Source organism: Paraburkholderia sp. TE9906 (assembly GCF_056279605.1).
This window is the reverse complement of sequence record NZ_JBWCCT010000008.1, coordinates 194,184-217,478: the sequence shown is the minus strand read 5'-3', so window position 1 is coordinate 217,478 and position 23,295 is coordinate 194,184. Positions and strand designations below refer to the sequence as shown.

The following is a 23,295-nucleotide window of genomic DNA, read 5'->3' as shown; positions in this document are numbered from 1 at the left end:
ATTGTCCTTTCATTTTCGCGGGATTGTTCAACGCACGGCAGATAAACACGCGCGAAACGCCGTAGATTTTTTGTATTACGCGGTAATACTGTCGATGAACGAAGCCAATTCGATGTCGCGCGCGGTGACGCCATCGGCTTCATGCGTGGACAGCGTGACATCCACCTTGTTGTACACGTTGAACCACTCCGGGTGGTGATCCATTTCCTGCGCCTTGATCGCCACGCGCGTCATGAAGCCGAACGCTTCGTTGAAATCGGCGAACTCGAACTTGCGCTGGATCGCGTCGCGCTCCGCGACGGTTTGCCAGCCGTGCAGTCGGGCCAGCTGCGCAGCGCGCGCTTCGGGAGTCAGTTTCTGAATCATGCATTACCTCGTCGATTGGAACGCGCGCACCGGCGGGCGAGCGCCTTCACTATTTTTTCATGGATGCGGTAAGTCCGCTGCCGATGCAACCGCACTGGCGGCGTCAAACATCGCCGTCGGCATGCCAGCCTTCCTGCGAACCGCGCGTGATGATGCGGTCGTTCTCGAGGACGTCGCCGGCCAGCAAGGCCGGTTCGGTGGCAAGCCGCGTGAGCAGCGCAGCGAAATCGGTTTGCGCGACGCTGAACAGTTGCTCGAAGTCATCGATCACGAAGTAGGTTTTCTGAAACGTGTCGATGCGATAGCGCGTGCGCATCACGCGCTCCAGATCGAAGCGCAACCGGTTCGGCGCCGCGCTCTGCTGGCTGTAAAGCGTCTCGCCCTTGCTCGACACGATGCCCGCGCCGTAGATCTTCACACCGTTCGGACTTGCCGCGTCGCGGATCAGCCCGAACTCCACTGTGTACCAATAAAGTCGCGCAAGCAGGGGCAGCGCGCCCGCGTCGTTGGCCGCGAGTGCGGCGCGGCCGTACGCGTGCATATAGTCGGCGAATACGGGGTTGATCAGCAGCGGCACGTGGCCGAACAGATCGTGGAAACAGTCCGGTTCCTGCAGATAATCGAGCTGGTCGGGACGACGCATCCACCACGTCACGGGAAAACGGCGATTCGCCAGGTGCTCGAAGAACACCTGATCCGGCACGAGGCCGGGCACGGCGACGATTTGCCAGCCCGTGGCCGGTGTCAGCTTTGCGTTGATTTCGCCGAAGGAAGGCACGCGGTCGGCCGGCATGCCGATGCGTTCGACGCCCGCGAGGAACGCGTCGCAGACCCGGCCTTCCAGTAGCGCGATCTGGCGCGCGTAGAGCTGTTTCCATACCGCGTGGTCTACCGCGCCGTATCGTTCGGTCGGTTGATCGATGGTGAAATCGGCGCGGGTTTCAAGTCCGGCGTCGAATTGCTCTTTCAGCCTGGCGGTGTTGGCGGTGCTTGTTGCTGTTGACATGGAAATGCTACGCCCGGCGGCGATGACGGTGAAATCGATGATGCGAGTGTAGAGCGGCAAGCGCGCGGGAAGGGCGCAATGTTGGCGTGATAAGCCATAGATATGCAATAATCGTGCATTAAATGACGATTAGATGCGGATAATTGACATGTTGGAACTCGATCACTTCGATCTCGCGCTTCTCGACGTGTTGCAGCGCTTCGGCCGGGCCACGCATCAGCAGTTGGCCGAGCAGGTGCCGCTGTCACCGTCGCAGATCGGACGGCGCTTGCAACGGCTGGAACAGGTGGGCGTGGTGGACGGTTATCGCGTCGTGTTGCGGCCGGAGAAACTCGGGCTCGGCGTCACCGCTTTTACGAGTTTGAAGTTGAAACACCACGGCGACTCGATCATCGAACAATTCCAGCAACAGATCGACGTGTTGCCCGAAGTGCTCGAATGTCATGCGGTGGTGGGGGACGCCGATTACCTGTTGCGCATCGTCGCGCCCGATCTGAATTATCTCTCGACCTTCGTGATGAAGAAATTGATGCGTGTGCCGGGCGTGGACAGCGTGCGCTCGAATATCGTGCTGACCACGTTCAAGCGCAACGGGCCGCTGCCGCTCGGCCATCTATCGCCGGGCGCGGCCGCCGGCTGAGGTGGGCGGCGCGCAGAGCCAGGTGGGGTTCGACGCAGCCCCAGCTGCTTGAAATTTACGCGGCCTGCTTCGACTCGCCCTCCGGGTTCAGCAAATCGACGTACGCCACCGCCACCAGATCCGAATCCGCGACGCCCAGGCGCTCGAACATCGCGTGGGCTTCGGCATGGCCGGCTTCTTCGTCGTCGTCCTGGGCGAGCAGCACCTCCAGTTCGACGAAGTCGCCCAGACCGTCGACGCGGTCCAGATGAATCCGCGTCCGCCCGGTCAGATACACGTGCCGCTCCTTGGTGACGATGCCGCGCGTTGTCAGCGCGGTGGCGAGCAGCGCGTGCATCGCTTCGGGATTGGTCACAGGGCTGCGCGTGTAATACGACGCTTTCGGGCCGTCGCGATCGTCGCGCTGATAGAAAATCAGTTCGGCCGGCGTGCCGTCGTCGAACTGGCGCAGTTTCAGACGGCCGCGCGGCACGTCGTAGAAAAAGTCCTGCTGGCGGAAGATCAGCGGCGCATCCGTCGCGAGCTGCGCCGCGCGCTCGCGCAGTTGCTCGAAATGCTGGGCGCGGGCTTTGATTTCAATGTTGCGTGCCATGTCAGGCTCCTGTCGAAGGATGGAGTGGTCGGCGGCTTCCGGTGTTGCCGGGGGAAGCTGCCGGGAAGGACAAAGTCATGCGGAACAGAAAACGATGCGGAGCCGGCTTGTGAGCGCGAACCGCCAATCTAACAAAAACTGCGTGACGGTGTCGTTTCGGGAGGGGAGAAGTCGTTGAGCGAGTGCCGGGCGCCAGAGGTCATGACCACGATCTCTCGTGGACGCACACACGGAGCGTCCCGCGTCAGTCTGGCATTAGCGCAACTCATATCGCATTGCCGCACGCGAGGTACGCGCACGCCAGCACTCACGTCGCCCATTGCTGCTCGATCAACTTCAACGCCGCGGCAATCGCCGGCTCGTCCTTGCGTTCCGCGAGCGTGACAAAGCTGAGCTGGGTCGGCACCGTAATCCCGTCGATGATGGTCAGTGCGTGCGCATGTGCTTCGGCGATCGCGGTGGCGTCGCGTGCGAGCGTGAGCCCGACGCCTGACTTCACGAGATCGAGCATCGACGGCTCCTGATCCACCTCCGCCACCTTGACCGGCTTCACGCCGGCCTCGCCGAAGCAGCGCGACAGCAGGCGATTGTGCGCGGACGCGGGCGGCGTCCAGATCCACGGCAGCGCGGCGAGCGAGCGCCAGTCGCGCGCGCCCTTGACGCGGTCTTTCCAGCCCGCCGGTGCCAGCACGCGATACTGGAAGTGGGTGAGCGTGAGCGCATGGAACGCGGGGCCGTCGCGCGGTTCGTCGTCGGACGGCAGGCCGATGTAGTAGCCGACATCCAGTTCGCCGGCGCGAATCTGCTCCAGCACCCAGCCCGACATCCCATGCCGCAAGGCCGTTTCGATATGCGGCCAGGTCTCCACCAGCTGCTTCAGAAAGCCGCCGAGGCGCAGGAACGCCGGGTCGAGTATCGTGCCGATCCGCAAGCGGCCCCGGACCTCGTGACGCAGCGACTGCGCAGCCCGCTGCACATCGGCCGCCGCGCCGAGCGCGCGTTCGGCGTGGGGCAGCAGCGCCTGACCGTCGCGCGTGAGCGAGAGGCCGTGCGAAGTCCGCGTGAACAGCGTCACGCCGAGCGTCTCCTGCAAATGCTTGATCTGCAGGCTGACGGCGGGTTGGGTCAGGTGAAGCTGCACCGCGGCACGCGTGAGGTTGCCCTCCCGCGCCACGGTGATGAAGGCCCGAAGCAGAGTGAGATCCATAGGCTGATATTAGCGCGGCTTATAGCGCAGTTGAGCATTACTCATTGGATTTGTCGCCTCGAAGCGCCGTACGCTTGGCGTTCAGCACGCCTTTGACGCGCCTCGCGCGGCAGGCGGAAGACTTCACAGGTAGAGGAAAGACATGAGCGAGACACTTCAGGGCGAGACTACCCACAGCGCAAGCACCGCCGGCGGCGCCCGCGCGCTGACCCATTTCATCAACGGCAAGCCGATCGACGGCACGAGCGGCCGTTTCGGCGACGTCTTCAATCCTGCGCTCGGCAGCGTGAGCGCGCGCGTGCCGCTTGCGAGCGTCGCGGAAGTGGACGCCGCGGTCGCTGCAGCCCGAGCCGCCTTTCCCGCGTGGAGCGAAACCGCGCCGATCAAACGGGCGCGCGTGCTGTTCAAGTTCAAGGAGTTGCTCGACCGCCATCACGACGAACTGGCGGAACTGATCACGCGCGAGCACGGCAAGGTGTTTTCGGATGCGAAGGGCGAAGTCATGCGTGGCATCGAGATTGTCGAGTTCGCGTGCGGCATTCCGAATCTGTTGAAGACCGACTTTACCGATCAGATCGGCGGCGGCATCGACAACTGGAATCTGCGCCAGCCGCTCGGCGTGGTCGCGGGCATCACGCCGTTCAACTTCCCGATGATGGTGCCGTGCTGGATGTTCCCCGTTGCGATCGCCTGCGGCAATACGTTCGTGCTGAAGCCGTCGGAGCGCGACCCGTCGGCGTCGAACCGGCTCGCCGAATTGCTGAAGGAAGCGGGCTTGCCCGATGGTGTGTTCAACGTCGTGCATGGCGACAAGGTCGCGGTCGACGCGCTGCTCGTGCATCCGGAAGTGAGCGCGTTGTCGTTCGTCGGCTCGACACCGATCGCCGAATACATCTACACGGAAGGCACGAAACACGGCAAGCGTGTGCAGGCCTTGGGTGGAGCGAAGAATCACCTCGTCGTGATGCCGGACGCCGATCTCGATCAGGCGGTCGATGCGCTGATCGGCGCGGCGTATGGTTCGGCAGGGGAGCGCTGCATGGCGATTTCGGTCGCGGTCGCGGTGGGGCATATCGCCGATGAACTGATCGAGCGGCTGACGCCGCGTGTGAAGAGCCTGAAGATCCTCAACGGCATGGAGTCCGCAGCCGAGATGGGGCCGTTGGTGACGGCGACGCATCGCGAGAAGGTGGTCGGCTATATCGATGCGGGTATCGAGGCGGGTGCGAAGCTGGTGGTCGACGGGCGCGGTCATCAGGTTGCGGGCCACGAGAAGGGCTTCTTCCTCGGCGGCACATTGTTCGACGACGTGTCGACCGACATGAAGATTTATCGCGAAGAGATTTTCGGGCCCGTGCTGTGCGTGGTACGCGTGCCGGATTTCGCTTCCGCGGTCGAACTCATCAACGCCAACCAGTTCGCCAACGGCGTGTCGTTGTTTACTTCCGATGGCGGTGTGGCGCGGGCATTCTCGCGCCAGATCGAGATCGGCATGGTGGGGATCAACGTACCGATTCCGGTGCCGATGGCATGGCATTCGTTCGGCGGATGGAAGAAGTCGCTGTTCGGCGACCATCATGCGTACGGCGAAGAAGGCGTGCGTTTTTATACGCGCTATAAGAGCATCATGCAGCGCTGGCCCGACAGTATCGCGAAGGGCGCCGAGTTTACGATGCCGGTCGCCAAATAGCTTGGACCGATTGCGTTCGCACGCACAGAAAACACAAAAAGAGCCTGACACCGCGGTCGCATGCGTACAATGCGGCGCGCGGAAAAAAGCTTAGGAGACTGAAGCGATGAGTCACACCGACAGCACGCATGCGGCCGCCCGGCGGCTGGAAGGCGAATTCGATTACATCATTGTCGGCGCGGGAACGGCCGGTTGCGTGCTCGCCAATCGGCTGACCGAAGATCCGGACGTGAACGTCCTGTTGCTGGAAGCCGGCGGCAAAGACGATTACCACTGGATTCACGTGCCGGTCGGCTACTTGTACTGCATCGGCAATCCGCGCACCGACTGGCTTTATAAAACGCAGCCGGAAGCCGGTCTGAACGGACGCGCGCTGTCGTATCCACGTGGACGCGTGCTAGGCGGCAGTTCGTCGATCAACGGCATGATCTACATGCGCGGCCAGCGCGAAGACTACGACGAGTGGGCCCGCGTGACCAATGATGCATCGTGGTCGTGGAACGCGGTGCTGCCGGTCTTCAAACGTAGCGAAGACCATCATGGCGGCGCCAGCGAATCGCACGGCGCGGGCGGACCGTGGCGCGTCGAAAAACAACGCCTGAAATGGAAGATTCTCGAAGAGTTCTCGAAGGCCGCGCAGCAGAGCGGCATTCCTGCCACGGATGACTTCAATCGCGGCGACAACACTGGCGTCGGCTACTTCGACGTCAATCAGAAACGCGGCATTCGCTGGAACGCGTCGAAAGCGTTTCTTCGCCCCGCACTCAAGCGTCCGAATCTGACGATTATCACCGGTGCGCATACCCAGCGCGTCGTGTTCGAAGGACGCCGTTGCTGCGGCGTCGAATATCGCGGCGACAACACCGACTATCTCGCGAAGGCACGCTGCGAAGTCATCCTCAGCTCGGGCGCGGTGAACTCGCCGCAACTGCTCGAACTCTCCGGCATCGGCAACGGGGCGCGTTTGCAGAATCTGGGCATCGAGGTGGTCAAGGATCTGCGTGGCGTCGGCGAAAATCTGCAGGATCATTTGCAACTGCGCATGGCCTATCAAGTCGACGGCGTGCGCACGCTCAACACGGCGTCCGCGCATTGGTGGGGCAAGCTGATGATCGGCGTGCAATATGCGCTGCTGCAAAGCGGGCCGATGTCGATGTCGCCGTCGCAGCTCGGTGCGTTCGCCAAATCCGATCCCGCCGACCGTTCCCTCACGCGGCCCGATCTCGAGTATCACGTGCAGCCGCTTTCGCTCGATCGCTTTGGCGAACCGCTGCATCGCTTCAATGCTTTCACGGCGTCGGTGTGTCAGTTGCGGCCGACTTCGCGCGGCAGCATCCACATCGAATCGGCTGATGCATCGGCGCCGCCGTTGATTGCACCGAACTATCTGTCCACCGATTACGATCGCCACGTCGCGGCCAACGCGTTGCGTCTCACGCGCCGTATCGCGTCGGCGCCGGCGCTCGCGCGTTATCGGCCGCAGGAGATCCTGCCGGGCATCCAGTACCAGACCGAGGAGGAACTGCAGCAGGCGGCCGGCGCGGTCGGCACGACCATCTTCCATCCGGTCGGGACCTGCCGCATGGGCACGAGCGATGATCCGGCCGCGGTGGTCGACAACCGGCTGCGCGTGATCGGCGTTGACGGACTGCGCGTGGTCGACGCGTCGGTGATGCCGAACATCACGTCGGGCAACACCAACTCGCCCACACTGATGATCGCCGAACGTGCGAGCGACATGATCCGTGAAGATCGCCGCGCGCGCGTGAACGGCAGCGTTGGGCAGCAAACTAGCGCGGCGCCTTCGATGTTCACCGTGTGACAAAACGGCGACGGGGCGTCAGCGCCGTCTACGACGTGAGACATCGGTCATGTTTGCCGAACCGGCGACTCACGACCGTTCCCACGCGCGAGGCCGCGCCGCTGGCCACGCACACGACGGACACGCTTCACTAAGTGCAAATCCCAATGAATGCGCTGCATCATTGGCGCGACAATGGCAGCCATGCTGCGTGCCGCGCCATGGATTACCGTCCGGATTGGTGCAGCACGCCAACGAGCGGCAAGGGGTGCCGCCGTCATAACAAGTCGCGCAGAGCTTTGCGCGGAAGATCGTAATGCTTCGCCTTACTCCGTATGGAAGGGAACATGATTCTCGGCGATACGATTCTCGAAACGCGCGGCCTGACTCGCGAGTTCAAAGGCTTCATCGCCGTGAACGGGGTGAACCTGCGCGTGCGCCGTGGCTCGATCCATGCGCTGATCGGCCCTAATGGGGCAGGCAAGACCACCTGCTTCAACCTGCTCACCAAATTTCTCGAACCGACTGCGGGTCAGATCGTGTTCAACGGCGTCGACATCACGAATGAACGTCCGGCGCAAATCGCGCGGCGCGGCATCATCCGTTCGTTCCAGATTTCCGCAGTATTTCCGCATCTGACAGCATTGCAGAACGTGCGCATCGGTTTGCAGCGCTCGCTCGGCACGTCGTTCCACTTCTGGAAGAGCGAGCGCACGCTGCGCCAGCTCGACGACCGCGCAATGGATCTGCTCACCCAGGTTGGCTTGACCGATTTCGCCGATGTGCCGACCGTTGAACTGTCATATGGCCGCAAGCGCGCGCTGGAAATCGCCACCACGCTCTCGATGGAACCTGAACTGATGCTGCTCGACGAACCGACTCAAGGCATGGGGCATGAAGACGTGGACCGCGTCACGGCGTTGATCAAAAAAGTATCGAGCGGCCGCACGATCCTGATGGTCGAGCACAACATGAACGTGATCGCCGGCATCTCCGACACGATCACCGTGCTGCAACGGGGCGAGGTGCTCGCTGAAGGCAGCTACGCCGAAGTGTCGAAGAATCCGCTCGTGATGCAAGCCTATATGGGCAGCGCCGACGCGGCGCTCGCCGGAGCCCACGCATGAATACGATTGTCGAGCGCGAAGGCCTCGAAGTGAGCGGCACGGGCGATGCCGCGCCCGCGCTGGAGATCGCGGGATTGCAGGCGTGGTACGGGGAGTCCCACATCCTGCATGGCGTCGACCTGACGGTGCACCGCGGCGAAGTGGTCACGCTGCTCGGCCGCAACGGCGCGGGCCGCACCACCACGCTGCGCGCGATCATGGGACTGACCGGGCGGCGCACCGGTTCGATCCGCATCGGCGGACGCGAAACGATCAACTTGCCCACGCATCGCATCGCGCATTGCGGCATCGGTTATTGCCCGGAAGAGCGCGGCATTTTTTCGAGCCTCTCGTGTGAGGAAAATCTGCTGCTGCCGCCGCCGGTCGGCGACAAGGCGCACATGATGTCGCTCGAAGAAATCTATTCGATGTTTCCGAATCTGCAGGAACGCCGCATGAGCCAGGGCACGCGCCTCTCGGGCGGCGAACAGCAGATGCTGGCGGTCGCGCGGATTCTGCGTACCGGCGCGAGCCTGCTGCTGCTCGACGAAATCTCGGAAGGACTTGCGCCTGTGATCGTGCAGGCGCTCGCCCGGATGATCGTCACGCTCAAGGCGCGCGGGTATACGGTCGTGATGGTCGAACAGAATTTCCGCTTTGCCGCGCCGCTTGCCGATCGCTTCTACGTGATGGAGCACGGTTCGATCGTCGAGCACTTCGAGGCGAACGAACTCGAAGGCAAGATGCCGGTCCTGCACGATTTACTGGGCGTATGAACCTATAGCCACGCGCCCGATTGCCTCTGATAACCACAAGCGAAGAACCCAGGAGACACGAATGAAAAAGAACCCACTCGCGCGGCTTGCCTCAGTTTGTTTCGCGGTCGCGGCCGGCGCCGCTCTCACGATGGGCAGCGCGCAAGCGGCTGACGATGCGGTGAAGATCGGCTTCATCACCGATCTGTCGGGGCTGTATGCGGACATCGACGGACAGGGCGGCCTCGAAGCGATCCGCATGGCGATCGCCGACTTCGGCGGCAAGGTCAACGGCAAGCCGATCACGCTGGTCTACGCGGATCACCAGAACAAGGCGGACATCGCCGCGTCGCGGGCCCGCGAGTGGTTCGACCGGGATGGCGTGGACATGCTGATCGGCGGCACGAACTCGGCAACGGGTCTGTCGATGAACACGGTGGCGGGCGAGAAGCACAAGGTCTACATCAGCATCGGCGCGGGCGCCGATACGCTGACCAACGAGCAGTGCACGCCATACACGATCCACTATGCGTACGACACGACCGCGCTCGCCAAGGGCACGGGTTCGGCGGTGACGAAGCAGGGCGGCAAGACGTGGTACTTCCTGACGGCTGACTACGCGTTCGGCAAGGCGCTCGAAAAGAACACGTCCGACGTGGTGAAAGCGAACGGCGGCCAGGTGCTGGGCGCGGTGCGTCATCCGCTGTCCGCGTCGGACTTCTCGTCGTTCCTGCTGCAAGCGCAGGCGTCGAAGGCGCAGATCCTCGGCCTCGCCAATGCCGGTGGCGACACGGTCAATTCGATCAAGGCGGCCAAGGAATTCGGCATCAACAAGACGATGAAGATTGCCGCGCTGCTGGTGTTCATCAACGATATCCACAGCCTCGGGCTGGAGACTACGCAAGGTCTGGTGCTGACGGACAGCTGGTACTGGAATAAGGACGCCAATACGCGCAAGTGGGCACAGCGCTATTTCGACAAGATGAAGAAGATGCCGTCGAGCCTGCAGGCCGCCGACTACTCGGCGACGATGAACTACCTGAAGGCCGTGCAGGCAGTCGGCTCGACCGACTCCGATAAGGTGATGGCGCAGCTGAAGAAGACCAGGATCGACGACTTCTACGCGAAGGGCTACGTGCGTCAGGACGGCAGCATGATCCACGACATGTACCTGATGCAGGTAAAGACGCCGGCCGAATCCAAAGAGCCGTGGGACTACTACAAGATCGTCGCGACGATCCCCGGCGAGCAGGCGTTCACGACCAAGGCGGAAACGCGCTGCGCGGCGTGGAAGTAAGCGTGAATCGAGGGTCTTGAGGCCGTCTGCCTGTCGAAGGTTGGCCGCGCGCGTTGGCAGGTGCGCGGCGCGGGCGGCAGGCAGAAGGCAAACCGTTTCACATGCCGCGCACGATGGGCGCTGTTGCCGCCTGTCGCGCGCAGGCCGGATCGTGCGTGAGCGATCTCACCTTGGCGATGGCTTCAGGGGTTAAGGGCTTCAATGGACATCTTTGGCGTTCCGCTACCGGCGATGCTGAGCCAGCTTCTGCTGGGGCTCGTGAACGGCTCGTTCTACGCGATTCTGAGTCTCGGGCTGGCGATCATCTTCGGCTTGCTCAACGTGATCAACTTCGCGCACGGCGCGTTGTTCATGCTCGGCGCGATGCTCGCGTGGATGGGGCTGTCGTATTTCGGTTTGCCGTACTGGGTGATGCTGGTGCTGGCGCCGCTGCTCGTGGGGCTGTTCGGCATGGCGATCGAGCGCTCGATGCTGCGCTGGCTGTACAAGCTCGATCATCTGTATGGCTTGCTGCTGACGTTCGGGCTCACGCTGGTCGTCGAAGGCGTATTCCGTTCGATCTATGGTTCGTCCGGCCAGCCGTACGACGTACCGTCGGCGCTCTCGGGCGCGACCAATCTCGGCTTCATGTTCCTGCCAAACTATCGCGCGTGGGTGGTCGTCGCGTCGCTGGTGGTCTGCTTCGCGACTTGGTTCGTGATCGAGAAGACGCGCCTTGGCGCCTATTTGCGCGCAGGCACTGAGAATCCGAAACTGGTGGAGGCATTCGGCGTCAACGTCCCGCTGATGATCACGCTGACCTACGGCTTCGGCGTCGCGCTGGCGGCGTTCGCCGGCGTGCTGGCCGCGCCGGTCATTCAGGTGTCGCCGCTGATGGGCCAGCCGATGATCATCACCGTGTTCGCCGTGGTCGTGATCGGCGGGATGGGTTCGATCATGGGCTCGATACTCACCGGTCTCATGCTCGGCGTGATCGAGGGGCTCACGCGCGTGTTCTATCCGGAAGCGTCGGCCACCGTCGTCTTCGTGATCATGGCGCTCGTGTTGCTGGTGCGCCCGGCGGGCCTCTTCGGCAAGGAAAAATGATGCAGAGAAAAGTGCTCTACGGTCTGCTGCTGATCGGGCTCATTGCGGTGCCTGTGCTCGGCATCTATCCGCTCTTCGTGATGAAGGTGCTGTGCTTCGCGCTGTTTGCGGCGGCGTTCAATCTGCTGATCGGCTATACGGGCTTGCTGTCGTTCGGACACGCGATGTTTCTGGCGTCGGCCGGTTACGTCACGGGTTATGCGATGCAGACGCTCGGCTTTTCACCCGAATTGGGCGTAATTGCCGGCACCGCGGTGGCGACCTTGCTCGGCTTGATCGTCGGATTCTTCGCGATTCGCCGTCAAGGCATCTACTTCGCGATGGTGACGCTGGCGCTCGCGCAGATGGTCTACTTCGTGTTCCTGCAAGCGCCGTTCACGCATGGAGAAGACGGCTTGCAAGGCGTGCCGCGCGGGAAGCTGTTCGGTCTGCTGGATCTGTCCTCGGATGTCGCGCTGTACTTTGTCATTCTGATCGTGATGGTGCTCGCGTTCCTGCTAATCGTGCGGATCGTGCATTCGCCGTTCGGCCAGGTGCTGGTGGCGATCAAGGAAAACGAGCCACGGGCCGTGTCGCTCGGCTACGATACGGATCGCTTCAAGCTGCTCGCGTTCATTCTGTCGGCGGGGCTCGCCGGTCTCGCGGGGTCGCTCAAAGTGCTGGTGCAAGGCTTCGAGACGCTCGGCGACGCTTACTGGACCATGTCCGGCCTGGTGATCCTGATGACGCTCGTCGGCGGTATGGGCACGCTGTTCGGGCCTTTGCTCGGCGCCGCGTTGATTGTCGCGCTGGAAGACCGGCTCGGCGACATCGGCGGGGCGCTCGCGACGACGACCGGCATCGACTGGTTCCGTTCGCTGGGCGAGTCGGTGACGATCGTGACCGGTGTGATTTTCATCGCGTGTGTGCTGGCGTTCCGGCGCGGCATCGTCGGTGAGATCGTTGCGCGGGTGCGTCCGTTGCGGGCCTGATGCGCGGTGAGCCGCGTGGCGAGATGCGAAATTGATTCGGTATCCGATCTAATTGGGTGGTCCTCGATGCACGAAGCGTGTGAAGCGCGCAGCCGGACTGCGCTTGTTGGCGCGCCGGCAAGGCCGTGCCAACGCGCCCCAATTCGGTGCGGCACTGCACCACTAGGGTAATTGCTAGTTGTAGCAGAGGGGGTGGTCGTTTAATCTTCATGCAGTTCTGATGCACCACGAAATTTGCAGGTGGAGAACGAGGAGACAATGAGGCACTCAGTGCCCAGACGAAAGCGCTGTTGGATTGATATCCAACAGCGCTTTTTATTTGTGCTTTTGCTAAAGCGCCATTCCATTCTTTCGCTAATTCGGTGGCTTTTTTTTATTCACCGAAGCGCTCGCGACGTCGCACTGTCTAGCCCTGCAAAACGCTTGCCGCGTGGGGCTTTCGTCCGCTAAACTCGCTATTCACCGACCGCTGGGTCGGTATTTAAATCCGTGGATTTAAATTCAAATGAATAACGGTGTTGATAGAGGAGCGGGATGAAGTCGGCATTGCGTTGGATTAGCGCGGCATTGGTCGCCACCGGGGTATCCGCAGCATGGAGCGGTCATGCATTCGCGGACGTGAAAATCGGCGTCACCGTGTCGGCAACGGGGCCGGCCGCATCGCTCGGCATTCCGGAAAAAAACACCGTTGCGTTGCTGCCCAAAGAGGTGGCGGGTCAGAAAATCGACTACATCGTACTCGACGATGCGACCGATTCCACTCAGGCGGTCAAAAACGCACGCAAGCTCACCAGCGAAGATCACGTGGACGCGTTGATTGGCTCGACCGTCGTGCCGAACTCGCTCGCAATGATCGACGTCGCCAGCGAAAGCGGCACGCCGATGATCTCGATGGCCGCTGCGGCGAGCATCGTCGAGCCGATGGACGCGAAGCGCGCATGGGTCTTCAAGACGCCGCAAAACGACATTCTGATGGCCACCGCGATCGCCCAGCATATGGCGAATCACGGCGTGAAGACGGTCGCATTCATCGGCTTTTCGGACGCGTACGGCGAGAGCTGGTTCAAGGAGTTCGGCAAGGCCGCTGATCTCGCGAAGATTAAGGTCGTCGCGAACGAGCGCTTCGCGCGTAATGATGCGTCGGTCACAGGCCAAGTGCTGAAGATGATGTCGCAGAACCCGGACGCGGTGCTGATCGCAGGGGCAGGCACGCCGGCCGCGCTGCCGCAGAAAACGCTCAAGGAGCGTGGCTACAAGGGCAAGGTCTACCAGACGCACGGCGTCGCGAATAACGACTTCCTGCGCGTGTGCGGCAAGGACTGCGAAGGCACCTTGCTGCCGGCTGGTCCGCTGCTGGTCGCCGATCAACTGCCCGATTCGAATCCGGTGAAGAAGACCGCGCTTGCCTACAAGCATGCGTACGAAGCCGCGTATGGCGCCGGCTCGGTGTCGACCTTCGGCGGTCACGCATGGGATGCGGGCTTGCTGCTGCAACACGCGATTCCGCTCGCGCTGAAGAAGGGCCAACCGGGCACGCCAGCGTTCCGCGAGGCGCTGCGTGCAGCACTGGAGAACACCAAAGACCTGCCCGCGTCGCACGGCATCTTCAACATGAGCGCGAACGACCACGCTGGCCTCGACCAGCGGGCGCGCGTGATGGTGGAGATCGTCGGCGGCAAGTGGAAGCTGGCCGGCGACTGAGCGAAGGCGCAGCGATAAGGAACCTCACTGAAAAGACGCGAGCAGTTGACGCGTCTTTTTTATTGCCCGTGTCACGTGAAAAGTGTGGTTCCGTCGCTTCAGGACAAACCCGCATTTGCCTAGCGGTCTATTGACCGTGAATGATGCAGAACGCAATACTACTAACATGTTAGTGTTTTGTTGAATTGAATTCGAAGTAGAGAAGTGAGGCGACGGTCGCAGGGAATCGCGGCGGTTTGCCGTAGTGGTGAGAGAGGGGAGCGGCACCCAACAAAACGGTGAAGGTATTCGCGCCGAGCAGGGAAAACCATGCTTGGCACACCTGAACCCTATAACTAGATTCAGACACCCGGTCGTCAAGCCGGATTACAGATACGCACTTCAAAGCGTTTGGAGACTCGCAATGAACAAGACAAGGCAATGGGTACGCACCGGCATCGCGATGGCGTTGATGTGCGGTGCGGGTGCGGCGTTTGCCCAGGTGAAGATCGGCGTGACGTTGTCGACGACGGGGCCGGCCGCATCGCTCGGGATTCCTGAGAAGAACACGATCGCGTTGTTGCCGAAAGAGATCGGCGGGAAGACGGTGCAGTACATCGTGCTCGACGACGGCTCGGATACCGGCAAGGCGGTGCAGAACACGCGCAAGCTGATCGACGAGGACCACGTCGACGCGATCATCGGTTCGACCGTCACGCCGAATTCACTCGCGATGCTCGACGCCGCCGCCGAAGGCAAGACGCCGGTGATCTCGCTGGCGGCATCGGCGGCGATCATCTCGCCGATGGACGCGAAGCGCGCATGGGCCTTCAAACCGCCGCAGAACGACAGCCTGATGGCCGACGCGATCGCCGACTACATGGAGCATCACGGCGTGAAGACGGTGGGCTTCATCGGTTTCGCGGACGCGTATGGCGACGGGTGGAACAACGTCTTCACCGCTGCGGCCGCCGCGCACAACCTGAAGATCGTTTCCAACGAGCGCTTTAACCGCACCGACGCATCGGTGACCGGTCAGGTGCTCAAGACGATGGGCGCGAATCCCGACGCCGTGTTGATCGCCGGCGCGGGTACGCCGTCGGCACTGCCGGCCAAAACGCTCAAGGAGCGCGGCTACAAGGGCAAGGTCTACCAGACGCACGGCGTCGCGAACAACGACTTCCTGCGCGTGTGCGGCAAGGATTGCGAGGGCGAATTCCTGCCGGCTGGCCCGATCCTCGTGACGGACCAGTTGCCGGATTCGAACCCGGTGAAGAAGTCGTCGCAAGCGTATAAGACGGCGTACGAGAAAGCGTATGGCGTGGGCTCGGTGGCGACCTTCGGCGGTCACGCATGGGATGCCGGCCAGATGCTGCAGGCAGCGATTCCGGTCGCGCTGAAGACAGCTCAGCCGGGCACGGAGGCATTCCGCGTGGCGCTGCGCGGCGCGCTCGAAAACATCAAGGAATTGCCGGTGTCGCACGGCATCATGAACACCACGACGACCGACCACAACGGCCTCGACAAGCGTGCACGCGTGATCGTGCAGATCGTCGACGGCAAGTGGAAGCTGCAGAACGACTAACAATAAAAAGCGGTACGCGCCTCTCGCGCAATCTGCGGCATCCGACGCCGCATTGCCATTGTGTTCGATGACAATGGCATCGACCGCCGCGCCGGAACACGGTGCGGCGGTTGCCTTTTCAGGCATTGCAGGTCGATGGCCGGCCACGGGCTCTGCCGCCACGCCGTGACCGTTTCCCGATTTCGATTTCGACGCTTCAGGACGAGGAAGTATGGATCTATCAATTGCGGCGATCCTCGCGCAGGACGGCATCACCACCGGCGCGATCTACGCGCTGCTCGCGCTCGCGCTGGTGCTGGTGTTCTCCGTGACGCGGGTGATCTTCATCCCGCAGGGGGAGTTTGTTTCGTACGGCGCATTGACGCTCGCCGCACTGCAGACACAAAAGTTTCCGGCCACGTGCTGGCTACTGATGGCGATGGGCGCGGCCTGCTTCGTCGTCGAGGTGGCGGGGCTGGTGCGGCATGCCGAGCGACGCCGCCATGCGGCGCGCACGCTGGTCATGCTGGCGGGGAAATACCTGCTGTTTCCGATCGCAGTCTACGCGCTCACGCGGGGTGTTTTCCTACAGCCCTTGCCGATGATCGTGCAGATCGCACTGACGCTTCTGATCGTGATTCCGATGGGCCCGTTCGTCTACCGGCTTGCCTATGAGCCGATCGCGGAAGCGACCACGCTGTTGCTGCTGATCGTGGCAGTCGCGGTGCACTTCGCGATGGTTGGGCTAGGGCTCGTGATGTTCGGCGCGGAAGGCTCGCGCACGACCGCGTTCTCGGATGCGACGTTCAACGTCGGCAGCCTGTCGATCTCCGGGCAAAGTCTGTGGGTGGTCGGCACCGCGGTCGTACTGATCGGTGCGCTGTATCTGTACTTCGATCGCTCGATCTCGGGCAAGGCGTTGCGCGCAACGTCGGTGAACCGGCTCGGCGCGCGGCTCGTCGGCATCGGCACCACGCAGGCGGGGCGTCTCGCGTTCACGCTGGCAGCCGGGCTCGGCGCGCTGTGCGGGATCCTCGTGGCACCCCTCACCACCATCTACTACGACTCGGGCTTCCTGATCGGTCTGAAGGGCTTTGTGGGGGCGATTATCGGCGGTCTGGTCAGCTATCCGCTGGCGGCAGCGGGCTCTATCCTGGTGGGCCTGCTGGAGTCGTATTCGTCGTTCTGGGCAAGCGCTTATAAAGAAGTGATCGTGTTCACGCTGATCATCCCCGTGCTGCTCTGGCGAAGTCTGGCCAGCCCGCACGCCGAAGAGGAAGAGGAGTGACACGATGAAACGGATCATGAAAAACAAGTTCTTCTGGTTGTTCCTCGTGGTGCTGTTCGCGCTGCCGGTGTTGCCGCAGCCGATTCACGTGCCCGAATACTGGGTGACGCTGCTCAACTACATTGGCCTGTATTCGATCGTCGCGATCGGCCTCGTGCTCCTGACCGGCATCGGCGGGATGACGAGCTTTGGGCAGGCGGCGTTCGTCGGCATCGGTGCCTACGCGACCGCGTATCTGACGACCACGTACGGTGTGTCGCCGTGGCTCGCGTTGATCGCGGGCGTCGTCGTGACTGCATTGATCGCGCTGATGCTGGGCCTCGTAACGATGCGTCTGTCGGGCCACTTCCTGCCGCTCGGCACGATCGCGTGGGGGCTCGCGCTGTTCTATCTGTTCGGCAATCTGGAAATGCTCGGCAAGTACGACGGGATCAACGGGATTCCGGTGCTGAATGTTTTCGGCATCAACCTGGAGTCCGGTCGGCATATCTATTACCTGATCTGGCTCGTCGTGCTCGGTGCGGTGATCTCTGTTCAGAATCTGCTTAATAGCCGGCCGGGGCGGGCGATTCGCGCATTGCGTGGCGGTGGCATGATGGCCGAGGCGATGGGCGTGAATACTGCATGGATGCGCGTCGTGATCTTCGTCTACGCGGCCGTGCTGGCGTCTGTTTCGGGCTTCCTGTACGCCCATCTGCAACGCGCGGTGAATCCGACGCCGTTCGGCCTGAACCACGGCATCGAGTTTCTATTCATGGCGGTAGTGGGGGGCGTGTCGCACGTGTGGGGCGCGGTCCTTGGCGCGGCGATCCTGACGTTGCTCCAGGACTATCTGCAAACGCTGCTGCCGAAGTTGCTGGGAGAAAACGGCAACTTCGAAGTGATCGTGTTCGGCATCCTGATGGTGTTGCTGCTGCAGTACGCCCGCCAAGGGGTCTGGCCATTCGTCGCGCGCTTTTTCCCGCGCGGTCCGCGCGCGCATCTGGCGGATCATGCGGAACCGTTGCCGCAGCGCAGCAAGCCGCAAGCCGGCGAAGATCTGCTGACCGTGAACAAGGCGCGCAAACAGTTCGGCGGTCTTGTCGCGGTCAACGATGTCAGCTTCGAGGTGAAAGCGGGGCAAATCATCGGGCTGATCGGGCCGAACGGCGCCGGTAAGTCGACGACCTTTAATCTGGTCACGGGTGTACTACAGGCGACCAGTGGCGAGATCACATTCCGCGGTGAGCGTATCGATTCGCTGAGTTCACGTGAAATCGTTAAACGTGGGATCGGCCGAACCTTCCAGCACGTCAAGCTCCTGCCGGGGATGACGGTGCTCGAGAATGTCGCGATCGGCGCGCATTTGCGCGGTCAGGCCGGTGTCTGGCGCAGTGTCGCACGCCTGAACGGTGCGGAAGAAGCGCGCTTGATGGCGGAGGCGGCTCGCCAGATTCGTCGCGTTGGGCTCGAACAGCATATGTACGATGAGGCTGGCAGTCTCGCGTTGGGCCAGCAGCGGATTCTCGAAATTGCTCGCGCTTTGTGCTGCGACCCGACGTTGTTGCTGTTGGATGAGCCCGCAGCCGGTTTGCGGTATCAGGAGAAGCTGCAGCTCGCTGATTTGTTGCGTCGCCTCAAAGCGGAAGGCATGAGCGTGCTGCTGGTGGAACACGACATGGACTTCGTGATGAATCTCACTGATCGGCTAGTCGTCATGGAGTTCGGGACGCGGATCGCGGAAGGTTTGCCGTTGGATGTGCAACAAGACCCGGCGGTGCTCGAAGCGTACCTGGGCGGGGTGGAGTGATGGAGAACACGATGAATGCTGCTGCACCGATTCTCGACGTGGACGGTCTGTCGGTCCGATACGGTAAGATCGAAGCGCTGCACGGCGCGGCGATCAAGGTGCGGGCCGGGCAGATTGTCTCGGTGATCGGCCCAAACGGCGCGGGCAAATCCACGTTGCTGAATGCGATCATGGGCGCGTTGCCGATGACAGGCCATGCGAAGGGCGCTGTCGTCTATCAGGGCGAAGACGTGAGCGCGGTGCCGGTCGAGAAGCGGGTCGCTCGCGGCATGTGTCTGGTGCCCGAAAAGCGCGAGCTTTTTGCATCGATGACGGTGGAGGACAACCTTGTCCTTGGGGCTTATCGGCGCAAGCGCGCGGGGGAGCGCAATTTTCTTGACCAGCTCGAGCCGGTTTTCAAGCTGTTTCCCCGACTGAAGGAGCGCCGCAAGCAGGCTGCCGGTACATTGTCCGGCGGTGAGCGGCAGATGCTGGCGGTGGGGCGTGCGCTGATGGGAAAGCCCGATCTGTTGATGCTCGATGAACCGAGTCTGGGTCTTGCGCCGCTAATCGTAAAAGAAATTTTCCACATCATTAGCGCGTTACGGCAGACCGGCGTGGCGACGCTGCTGATCGAGCAGAATGCGCGAGCCGCTTTGCAGATTTCCGACTACGGCTATGTTCTGGAGACTGGAGAGTTGGCGCTGGAAGGGCCTGCGGCGGATTTGGCGCAAAATCCACGCGTAATCGAAACCTATCTGGGGTTGGCTAAGAAAGTAGCGTAGGCGCGTATTTTTTAGCTAGTTGCAACAGATCCAAGCGGTGTGTTTCACGTGAAACACACCGCTTTTTTTATGCATGGCCATTCGGACGAAATTCGGGCCGAAACCGAACCCGTTATAATTCGCCCATACTTTTCCTTTAAGGCTCACGCGATGATCTGGCGTGAGATCCGCAATGCTCTTTCCCACAGAATTTGACGTCATCGTCGTTGGCGGCGGTCATGCCGGCACAGAAGCCGCGTTGGCCTCGGCGCGCATGGGCAATACGACGCTCCTGCTGACCCATAACATCGAAACCCTCGGCCAGATGAGCTGCAATCCGTCCATCGGCGGCATTGGTAAGGGCCACCTGGTCAAGGAAGTCGATGCGCTCGGCGGCGCCATGGCAGCCGCGACGGACGAGGGCGGGATTCAGTTCCGCATCCTGAATTCGTCGAAGGGCCCCGCAGTTCGGGCGACGCGCGCTCAGGCCGACCGTCTGCTGTACAAACAGGCAATCCGGCACCGGCTGGAGAACCAGCCGAACCTGTGGCTGTTCCAGCAGGCTGTCGACGATCTGATGGTGGAGGGTGATCGTGTCGTCGGCGCCGTGACGCAGGTGGGGATTCGTTTCCGCGCGCGGGCGGTGGTGTTGACGGCGGGGACGTTCCTCGACGGCAAGATTCACGTGGGTTTGAACAACTACACCGGCGGTCGCGCAGGCGATCCGGCTGCGGTTTCGCTTTCCGCACGGCTGAAGGAGCTGAAACTGCCGCAAGGCCGGCTCAAGACCGGTACGCCCCCGCGGATCGACGGTCGCACGATCGACTTTTCACAACTCGAAGAGCAGCCGGGCGGTCTGGACCCGGTGCCGGTGTTCTCGTTTCTCGGGCGCGTCGAGCAGCACCCGCGGCAAGTGCCGTGCTGGGTGACGCATACGAACGAGCGGACGCACGACATCATCCGTGGCGGGCTCGACCGGTCGCCGATGTATACGGGCGTCATCGAGGGCGTGGGGCCGCGCTACTGTCCGTCTATCGAGGATAAGATCCACCGCTTTGCATCAAAGGAATCGCACCAGATTTTCCTGGAACCGGAGGGGCTGACCACCAACGAGTTCTATCCGAACGGGATTTCTACGAGCCTGCCGTTCGACGTGCAGCTGGAATTGGTGCGTTCGATGCGCGGTCTGGAGCACGCCCATATCCTGCGGCCGGGCTATGCGATTGAGTACGATTATTTCGATCCACGCGGGTTGAAGGCTTCGCTGGAAACCAAGGTGATTAACGGACTCTTCTTCGCCGGCCAGATCAACGGCACGACCGGCTATGAAGAGGCGGCTGCGCAGGGCCTGCTGGCGGGCATCAACGCCGGTTTATACGTGCAGGGCAAGGAAGCGTGGTGTCCGCGTCGAGACCAGGCTTACCTCGGCGTACTGGTCGACGATCTGGTGACGCGCGGCGTGTCCGAGCCGTACCGGATGTTCACTAGCCGCGCCGAATATCGCCTGAGCCTGCGCGAAGACAATGCCGATATGCGTCTGACCGAGATCGGGCGGGAGCTTGGGGTAGTCGACGACGTTCGTTGGGACGCCTTTAGCCGCAAACGTGACGCTGTTTCACGTGAAACAGAGCGACTTCGCACGACGTGGGTCAATCCCAAGACGTTGCCTGCTGACGAAGCGACAACCTTGCTCGGCAAGCCGATCGACCATGAATACAGCCTTGCGGATCTGCTGCGTCGCCCGGGTGTGACCTACGATGGCGTTTGCGGGTTGCGCGCCGGCGCATGCGGCGCGCCCGAGATTCTCGCGGAAGACGATGTGCTACTCGCGCAGATCAAGGAACAGATCGAAATTGGTATCAAATATCAGGGCTATATCGACCGTCAAGCTGGTGAGATCGAGCGGAACGAAGCCCACGAAAGCACGCGCCTGCCCGAAGGGCTGGACTACGCGGAAGTCCGAGGCCTTTCGTTCGAAGCGCGTCAGAAGCTGACGCAATTCCGTCCTGAAACTATCGGCCAAGCATCGCGCATATCCGGCATCACGCCGGCCGCCATCTCCTTGCTGATGGTTCATCTGAAGCGCGGCTTGGGCCGTCGTTCGACGAAACCCGCCGAACCCGGCACCGATAACGCGCCGGTGACGCAATGACGGTGAGCCAGAAGGGCAGTACTCAGCAAGCGTTGGCGCCACTGCTGGTGGACGGTGTGCGCGAACTCGGCCTCGATTTGAGCGACGCGCAACTCGGCAAGCTGCTTGACTACATCGCGCTGCTGTCGAAATGGAATACCGTCTATAACCTGACGGCGATCCGCGATCCGGGGCAAATGCTGATCCAGCACATCCTCGATTCGCTGTCGATCGTGCCGCATCTCGCGCCGCGCGGCCCGTCGTCGGTGCTCGACGTGGGTTCGGGCGGCGGCCTGCCCGGTATCGTGCTGGCGATCGTTCTGTCTGATTGGACCGTCACTGTGAACGATATCGTTCATAAGAAGACGGCCTTCCAGGCGCAGGCGAAGGCCGAACTCGGCCTTGCGAACCTGTCGGTTGTGACTGGCCGCGTCGAGTCTTTGCGGCCGGGCGCCGAAGTACCGGCAAAGTTCGACGTAATCGTCTCGCGCGCATTCGCAGAGCTCGCGGATTTCGTTACACTGGCCCGTCACCTCGTTGCAGACCAGGGGGCGATCTGGGCGATGAAAGGCGTGAGGCCGGAGGGCGAAATCGAACGTTTGCCGGCGGGTGCCCACGCGGAACAGATCATCCGGCTGAAAGTACCGTCACTCGACGCCGAGCGGCACCTGATCAAGGTTCTGGTGGATGCCGACAATTGAGGCTGCCAGCCTCGGGTCGGCTCCAGTATCACCAGTGATTTTTTCTTCATCCAGCAGCAAAAGGGACACACCAACGATGGCAAAAATCTTCTGCGTTGCGAACCAGAAGGGTGGCGTCGGCAAGACGACCACCGCAGTCAATCTGGCGGCGAGCTTGGCAGCGCAGGGACAGCGAGTCCTTCTCATCGACCTGGACCCGCAAGGCAACGCCACGATGGGCAGTGGCATCGACAAGGCCGCATGCGCGAATACCGTCTACGAAGTGCTCGTCGATAACGTATCGGTGGCCGATGCGCGAATCCGTCCGGAAGCAGTCAGCTACGACGTACTGCCCGCGAACCGCGAACTCGCGGGCGCGGAGGTGGAACTCGTCAGCGTGCAAAACCGTGAACGTCAGTTGAAGGCCGCACTTGCGGCGGTCGAGAGCGAATACGATTTTGTGCTGATCGACTGCCCGCCGGCTTTGTCGTTGCTGACACTCAACGGCCTGTGCGCCGCACATGGCGTCGTGATTCCCATGCAGTGCGAGTATTTCGCGCTCGAAGGCCTGTCCGATCTGGTCAACACGATCAAACAGGTGCATGCCAACCTGAACCGGGACTTGAAGGTGATCGGCCTGCTGCGCGTGATGTTCGATCCGCGCATCACGTTGCAACAGCAAGTTTCAGATCAACTGAAAGAGCATTTCGGCGACAAGGTGTTCGACGCGGTCATCCCACGCAACGTACGTCTGGCCGAGGCGCCGAGCTATGGCTTGCCCGGCGTGGTATTCGACCGGGCATCGCGCGGCGCGCAGGCGTACGTGCAGTTCGGCGCGGAAATGATTGAGCGGGTGCGCGCGTTGAATGACGCCCCCCAGGCATCCTAAGTGGACCGAGGAAG

Annotated in this window: 20 protein-coding genes; 16 read left to right on the top strand and 4 right to left on the bottom strand. The window is 61.9% G+C overall.

The annotated features are described in order from the left end of the window. Positions 1-75: 75 nt before the first annotated feature. Positions 76-366: a 4a-hydroxytetrahydrobiopterin dehydratase gene (locus ACZ9H4_RS22910; protein WP_476121013.1), complete on the bottom strand. Its 291-nt coding sequence runs from the start codon at positions 364-366 to the stop codon at positions 76-78. A 103-nt stretch (positions 367-469) separates the two neighbouring features. Next, entirely contained in the window at positions 470-1,372 is a 903-nt protein-coding gene (phhA, locus tag ACZ9H4_RS22905) for a phenylalanine 4-monooxygenase (RefSeq protein WP_408152736.1), read from the bottom strand. Between the two features lie 148 nt (positions 1,373-1,520). On the opposite strand from phhA, the gene ACZ9H4_RS22900 reads away from it, so the two are divergent. After that, the gene (locus ACZ9H4_RS22900; RefSeq protein ID WP_149670028.1) at positions 1,521-2,012 is read left to right on the top strand and encodes an Lrp/AsnC family transcriptional regulator; all 492 of its coding nucleotides are present in this window, start codon (positions 1,521-1,523) and stop codon (positions 2,010-2,012) included. A gap of 55 nt (positions 2,013-2,067) precedes the next feature. Here ACZ9H4_RS22900 and ACZ9H4_RS22895 read toward each other — a convergent pair whose 3' ends face one another. Beyond that, positions 2,068-2,604, bottom strand: coding sequence for a class IV adenylate cyclase (locus tag ACZ9H4_RS22895; RefSeq protein WP_408152737.1), 537 nt, complete (start codon positions 2,602-2,604; stop codon positions 2,068-2,070). Positions 2,605-2,911: 307 nt separating this feature from the next. Next, a complete protein-coding gene (locus ACZ9H4_RS22890) occupies positions 2,912-3,811 on the bottom strand; it encodes a LysR family transcriptional regulator (RefSeq protein ID WP_408139901.1) in 900 nt (299 codons plus the stop codon). A gap of 142 nt (positions 3,812-3,953) precedes the next feature. Between ACZ9H4_RS22890 and ACZ9H4_RS22885 the strand changes: the two genes are divergently transcribed. From ACZ9H4_RS22885 to ACZ9H4_RS22815, 15 genes are all read left to right on the top strand, one after another. After that, on the top strand, positions 3,954-5,501 hold the full coding sequence (locus ACZ9H4_RS22885) for a CoA-acylating methylmalonate-semialdehyde dehydrogenase (protein WP_408139903.1): 1,548 nt from the start codon (positions 3,954-3,956) through the stop codon (positions 5,499-5,501). A 106-nt stretch (positions 5,502-5,607) separates the two neighbouring features. After that, the gene (locus ACZ9H4_RS22880; protein WP_408139905.1) at positions 5,608-7,323 is read left to right on the top strand and encodes a GMC family oxidoreductase; all 1,716 of its coding nucleotides are present in this window, start codon (positions 5,608-5,610) and stop codon (positions 7,321-7,323) included. 326 nt (positions 7,324-7,649) lie between these two features. Continuing rightward, positions 7,650-8,429 (top strand): ABC transporter ATP-binding protein, encoded by a 780-nt coding sequence (locus ACZ9H4_RS22875; RefSeq protein ID WP_408139907.1) that lies wholly within the window; start codon positions 7,650-7,652, stop codon positions 8,427-8,429. Beyond that, the gene (locus ACZ9H4_RS22870) at positions 8,426-9,184 is read left to right on the top strand and encodes an ABC transporter ATP-binding protein (RefSeq protein WP_121316095.1); all 759 of its coding nucleotides are present in this window, start codon (positions 8,426-8,428) and stop codon (positions 9,182-9,184) included. Before ACZ9H4_RS22875 ends, ACZ9H4_RS22870 begins: the two co-directional genes overlap by 4 nt. 61 nt (positions 9,185-9,245) lie before the next feature. Further along, positions 9,246-10,460 carry an ABC transporter substrate-binding protein gene (locus tag ACZ9H4_RS22865; RefSeq protein WP_408139910.1) on the top strand — a complete coding sequence of 405 codons (1,215 nt, stop codon included), beginning with the start codon at positions 9,246-9,248 and terminating at the stop codon, positions 10,458-10,460. A gap of 201 nt (positions 10,461-10,661) precedes the next feature. Beyond that, positions 10,662-11,546 (top strand): branched-chain amino acid ABC transporter permease, encoded by an 885-nt coding sequence (locus tag ACZ9H4_RS22860; RefSeq protein WP_408323193.1) that lies wholly within the window; start codon positions 10,662-10,664, stop codon positions 11,544-11,546. Next, the gene (locus ACZ9H4_RS22855) at positions 11,546-12,517 is read left to right on the top strand and encodes a branched-chain amino acid ABC transporter permease (RefSeq protein ID WP_408139914.1); all 972 of its coding nucleotides are present in this window, start codon (positions 11,546-11,548) and stop codon (positions 12,515-12,517) included. The genes ACZ9H4_RS22860 and ACZ9H4_RS22855 overlap by 1 nt, the downstream gene beginning before the upstream one ends. A 534-nt stretch (positions 12,518-13,051) precedes the next feature. Beyond that, positions 13,052-14,218 (top strand): ABC transporter substrate-binding protein, encoded by a 1,167-nt coding sequence (locus tag ACZ9H4_RS22850; RefSeq protein WP_476121007.1) that lies wholly within the window; start codon positions 13,052-13,054, stop codon positions 14,216-14,218. Positions 14,219-14,621: 403 nt separating this feature from the next. Further along, positions 14,622-15,782 carry an ABC transporter substrate-binding protein gene (locus ACZ9H4_RS22845; protein ID WP_408139917.1) on the top strand — a complete coding sequence of 387 codons (1,161 nt, stop codon included), beginning with the start codon at positions 14,622-14,624 and terminating at the stop codon, positions 15,780-15,782. 211 nt (positions 15,783-15,993) lie between these two features. Further along, on the top strand, positions 15,994-17,049 hold the full coding sequence (locus ACZ9H4_RS22840; RefSeq protein ID WP_408139919.1) for a branched-chain amino acid ABC transporter permease: 1,056 nt from the start codon (positions 15,994-15,996) through the stop codon (positions 17,047-17,049). Between the two features lie 4 nt (positions 17,050-17,053). Beyond that, a complete protein-coding gene (locus tag ACZ9H4_RS22835) occupies positions 17,054-18,838 on the top strand; it encodes a branched-chain amino acid ABC transporter ATP-binding protein/permease (RefSeq protein WP_408139920.1) in 1,785 nt (594 codons plus the stop codon). An 11-nt stretch (positions 18,839-18,849) separates the two neighbouring features. Then, on the top strand, positions 18,850-19,602 hold the full coding sequence (locus tag ACZ9H4_RS22830; protein ID WP_476121210.1) for an ABC transporter ATP-binding protein: 753 nt from the start codon (positions 18,850-18,852) through the stop codon (positions 19,600-19,602). Positions 19,603-19,774: 172 nt separating this feature from the next. Continuing rightward, a complete protein-coding gene (gene mnmG, locus ACZ9H4_RS22825) occupies positions 19,775-21,733 on the top strand; it encodes a tRNA uridine-5-carboxymethylaminomethyl(34) synthesis enzyme MnmG (protein ID WP_476121004.1) in 1,959 nt (652 codons plus the stop codon). Further along, positions 21,730-22,413 carry a 16S rRNA (guanine(527)-N(7))-methyltransferase RsmG gene (gene rsmG / locus ACZ9H4_RS22820; RefSeq protein WP_476121002.1) on the top strand — a complete coding sequence of 228 codons (684 nt, stop codon included), beginning with the start codon at positions 21,730-21,732 and terminating at the stop codon, positions 22,411-22,413. The genes mnmG and rsmG overlap by 4 nt, the downstream gene beginning before the upstream one ends. A gap of 76 nt (positions 22,414-22,489) precedes the next feature. Continuing rightward, on the top strand, positions 22,490-23,281 hold the full coding sequence (locus ACZ9H4_RS22815; RefSeq protein WP_408139927.1) for a ParA family protein: 792 nt from the start codon (positions 22,490-22,492) through the stop codon (positions 23,279-23,281). Positions 23,282-23,295 lie beyond the last annotated feature (14 nt).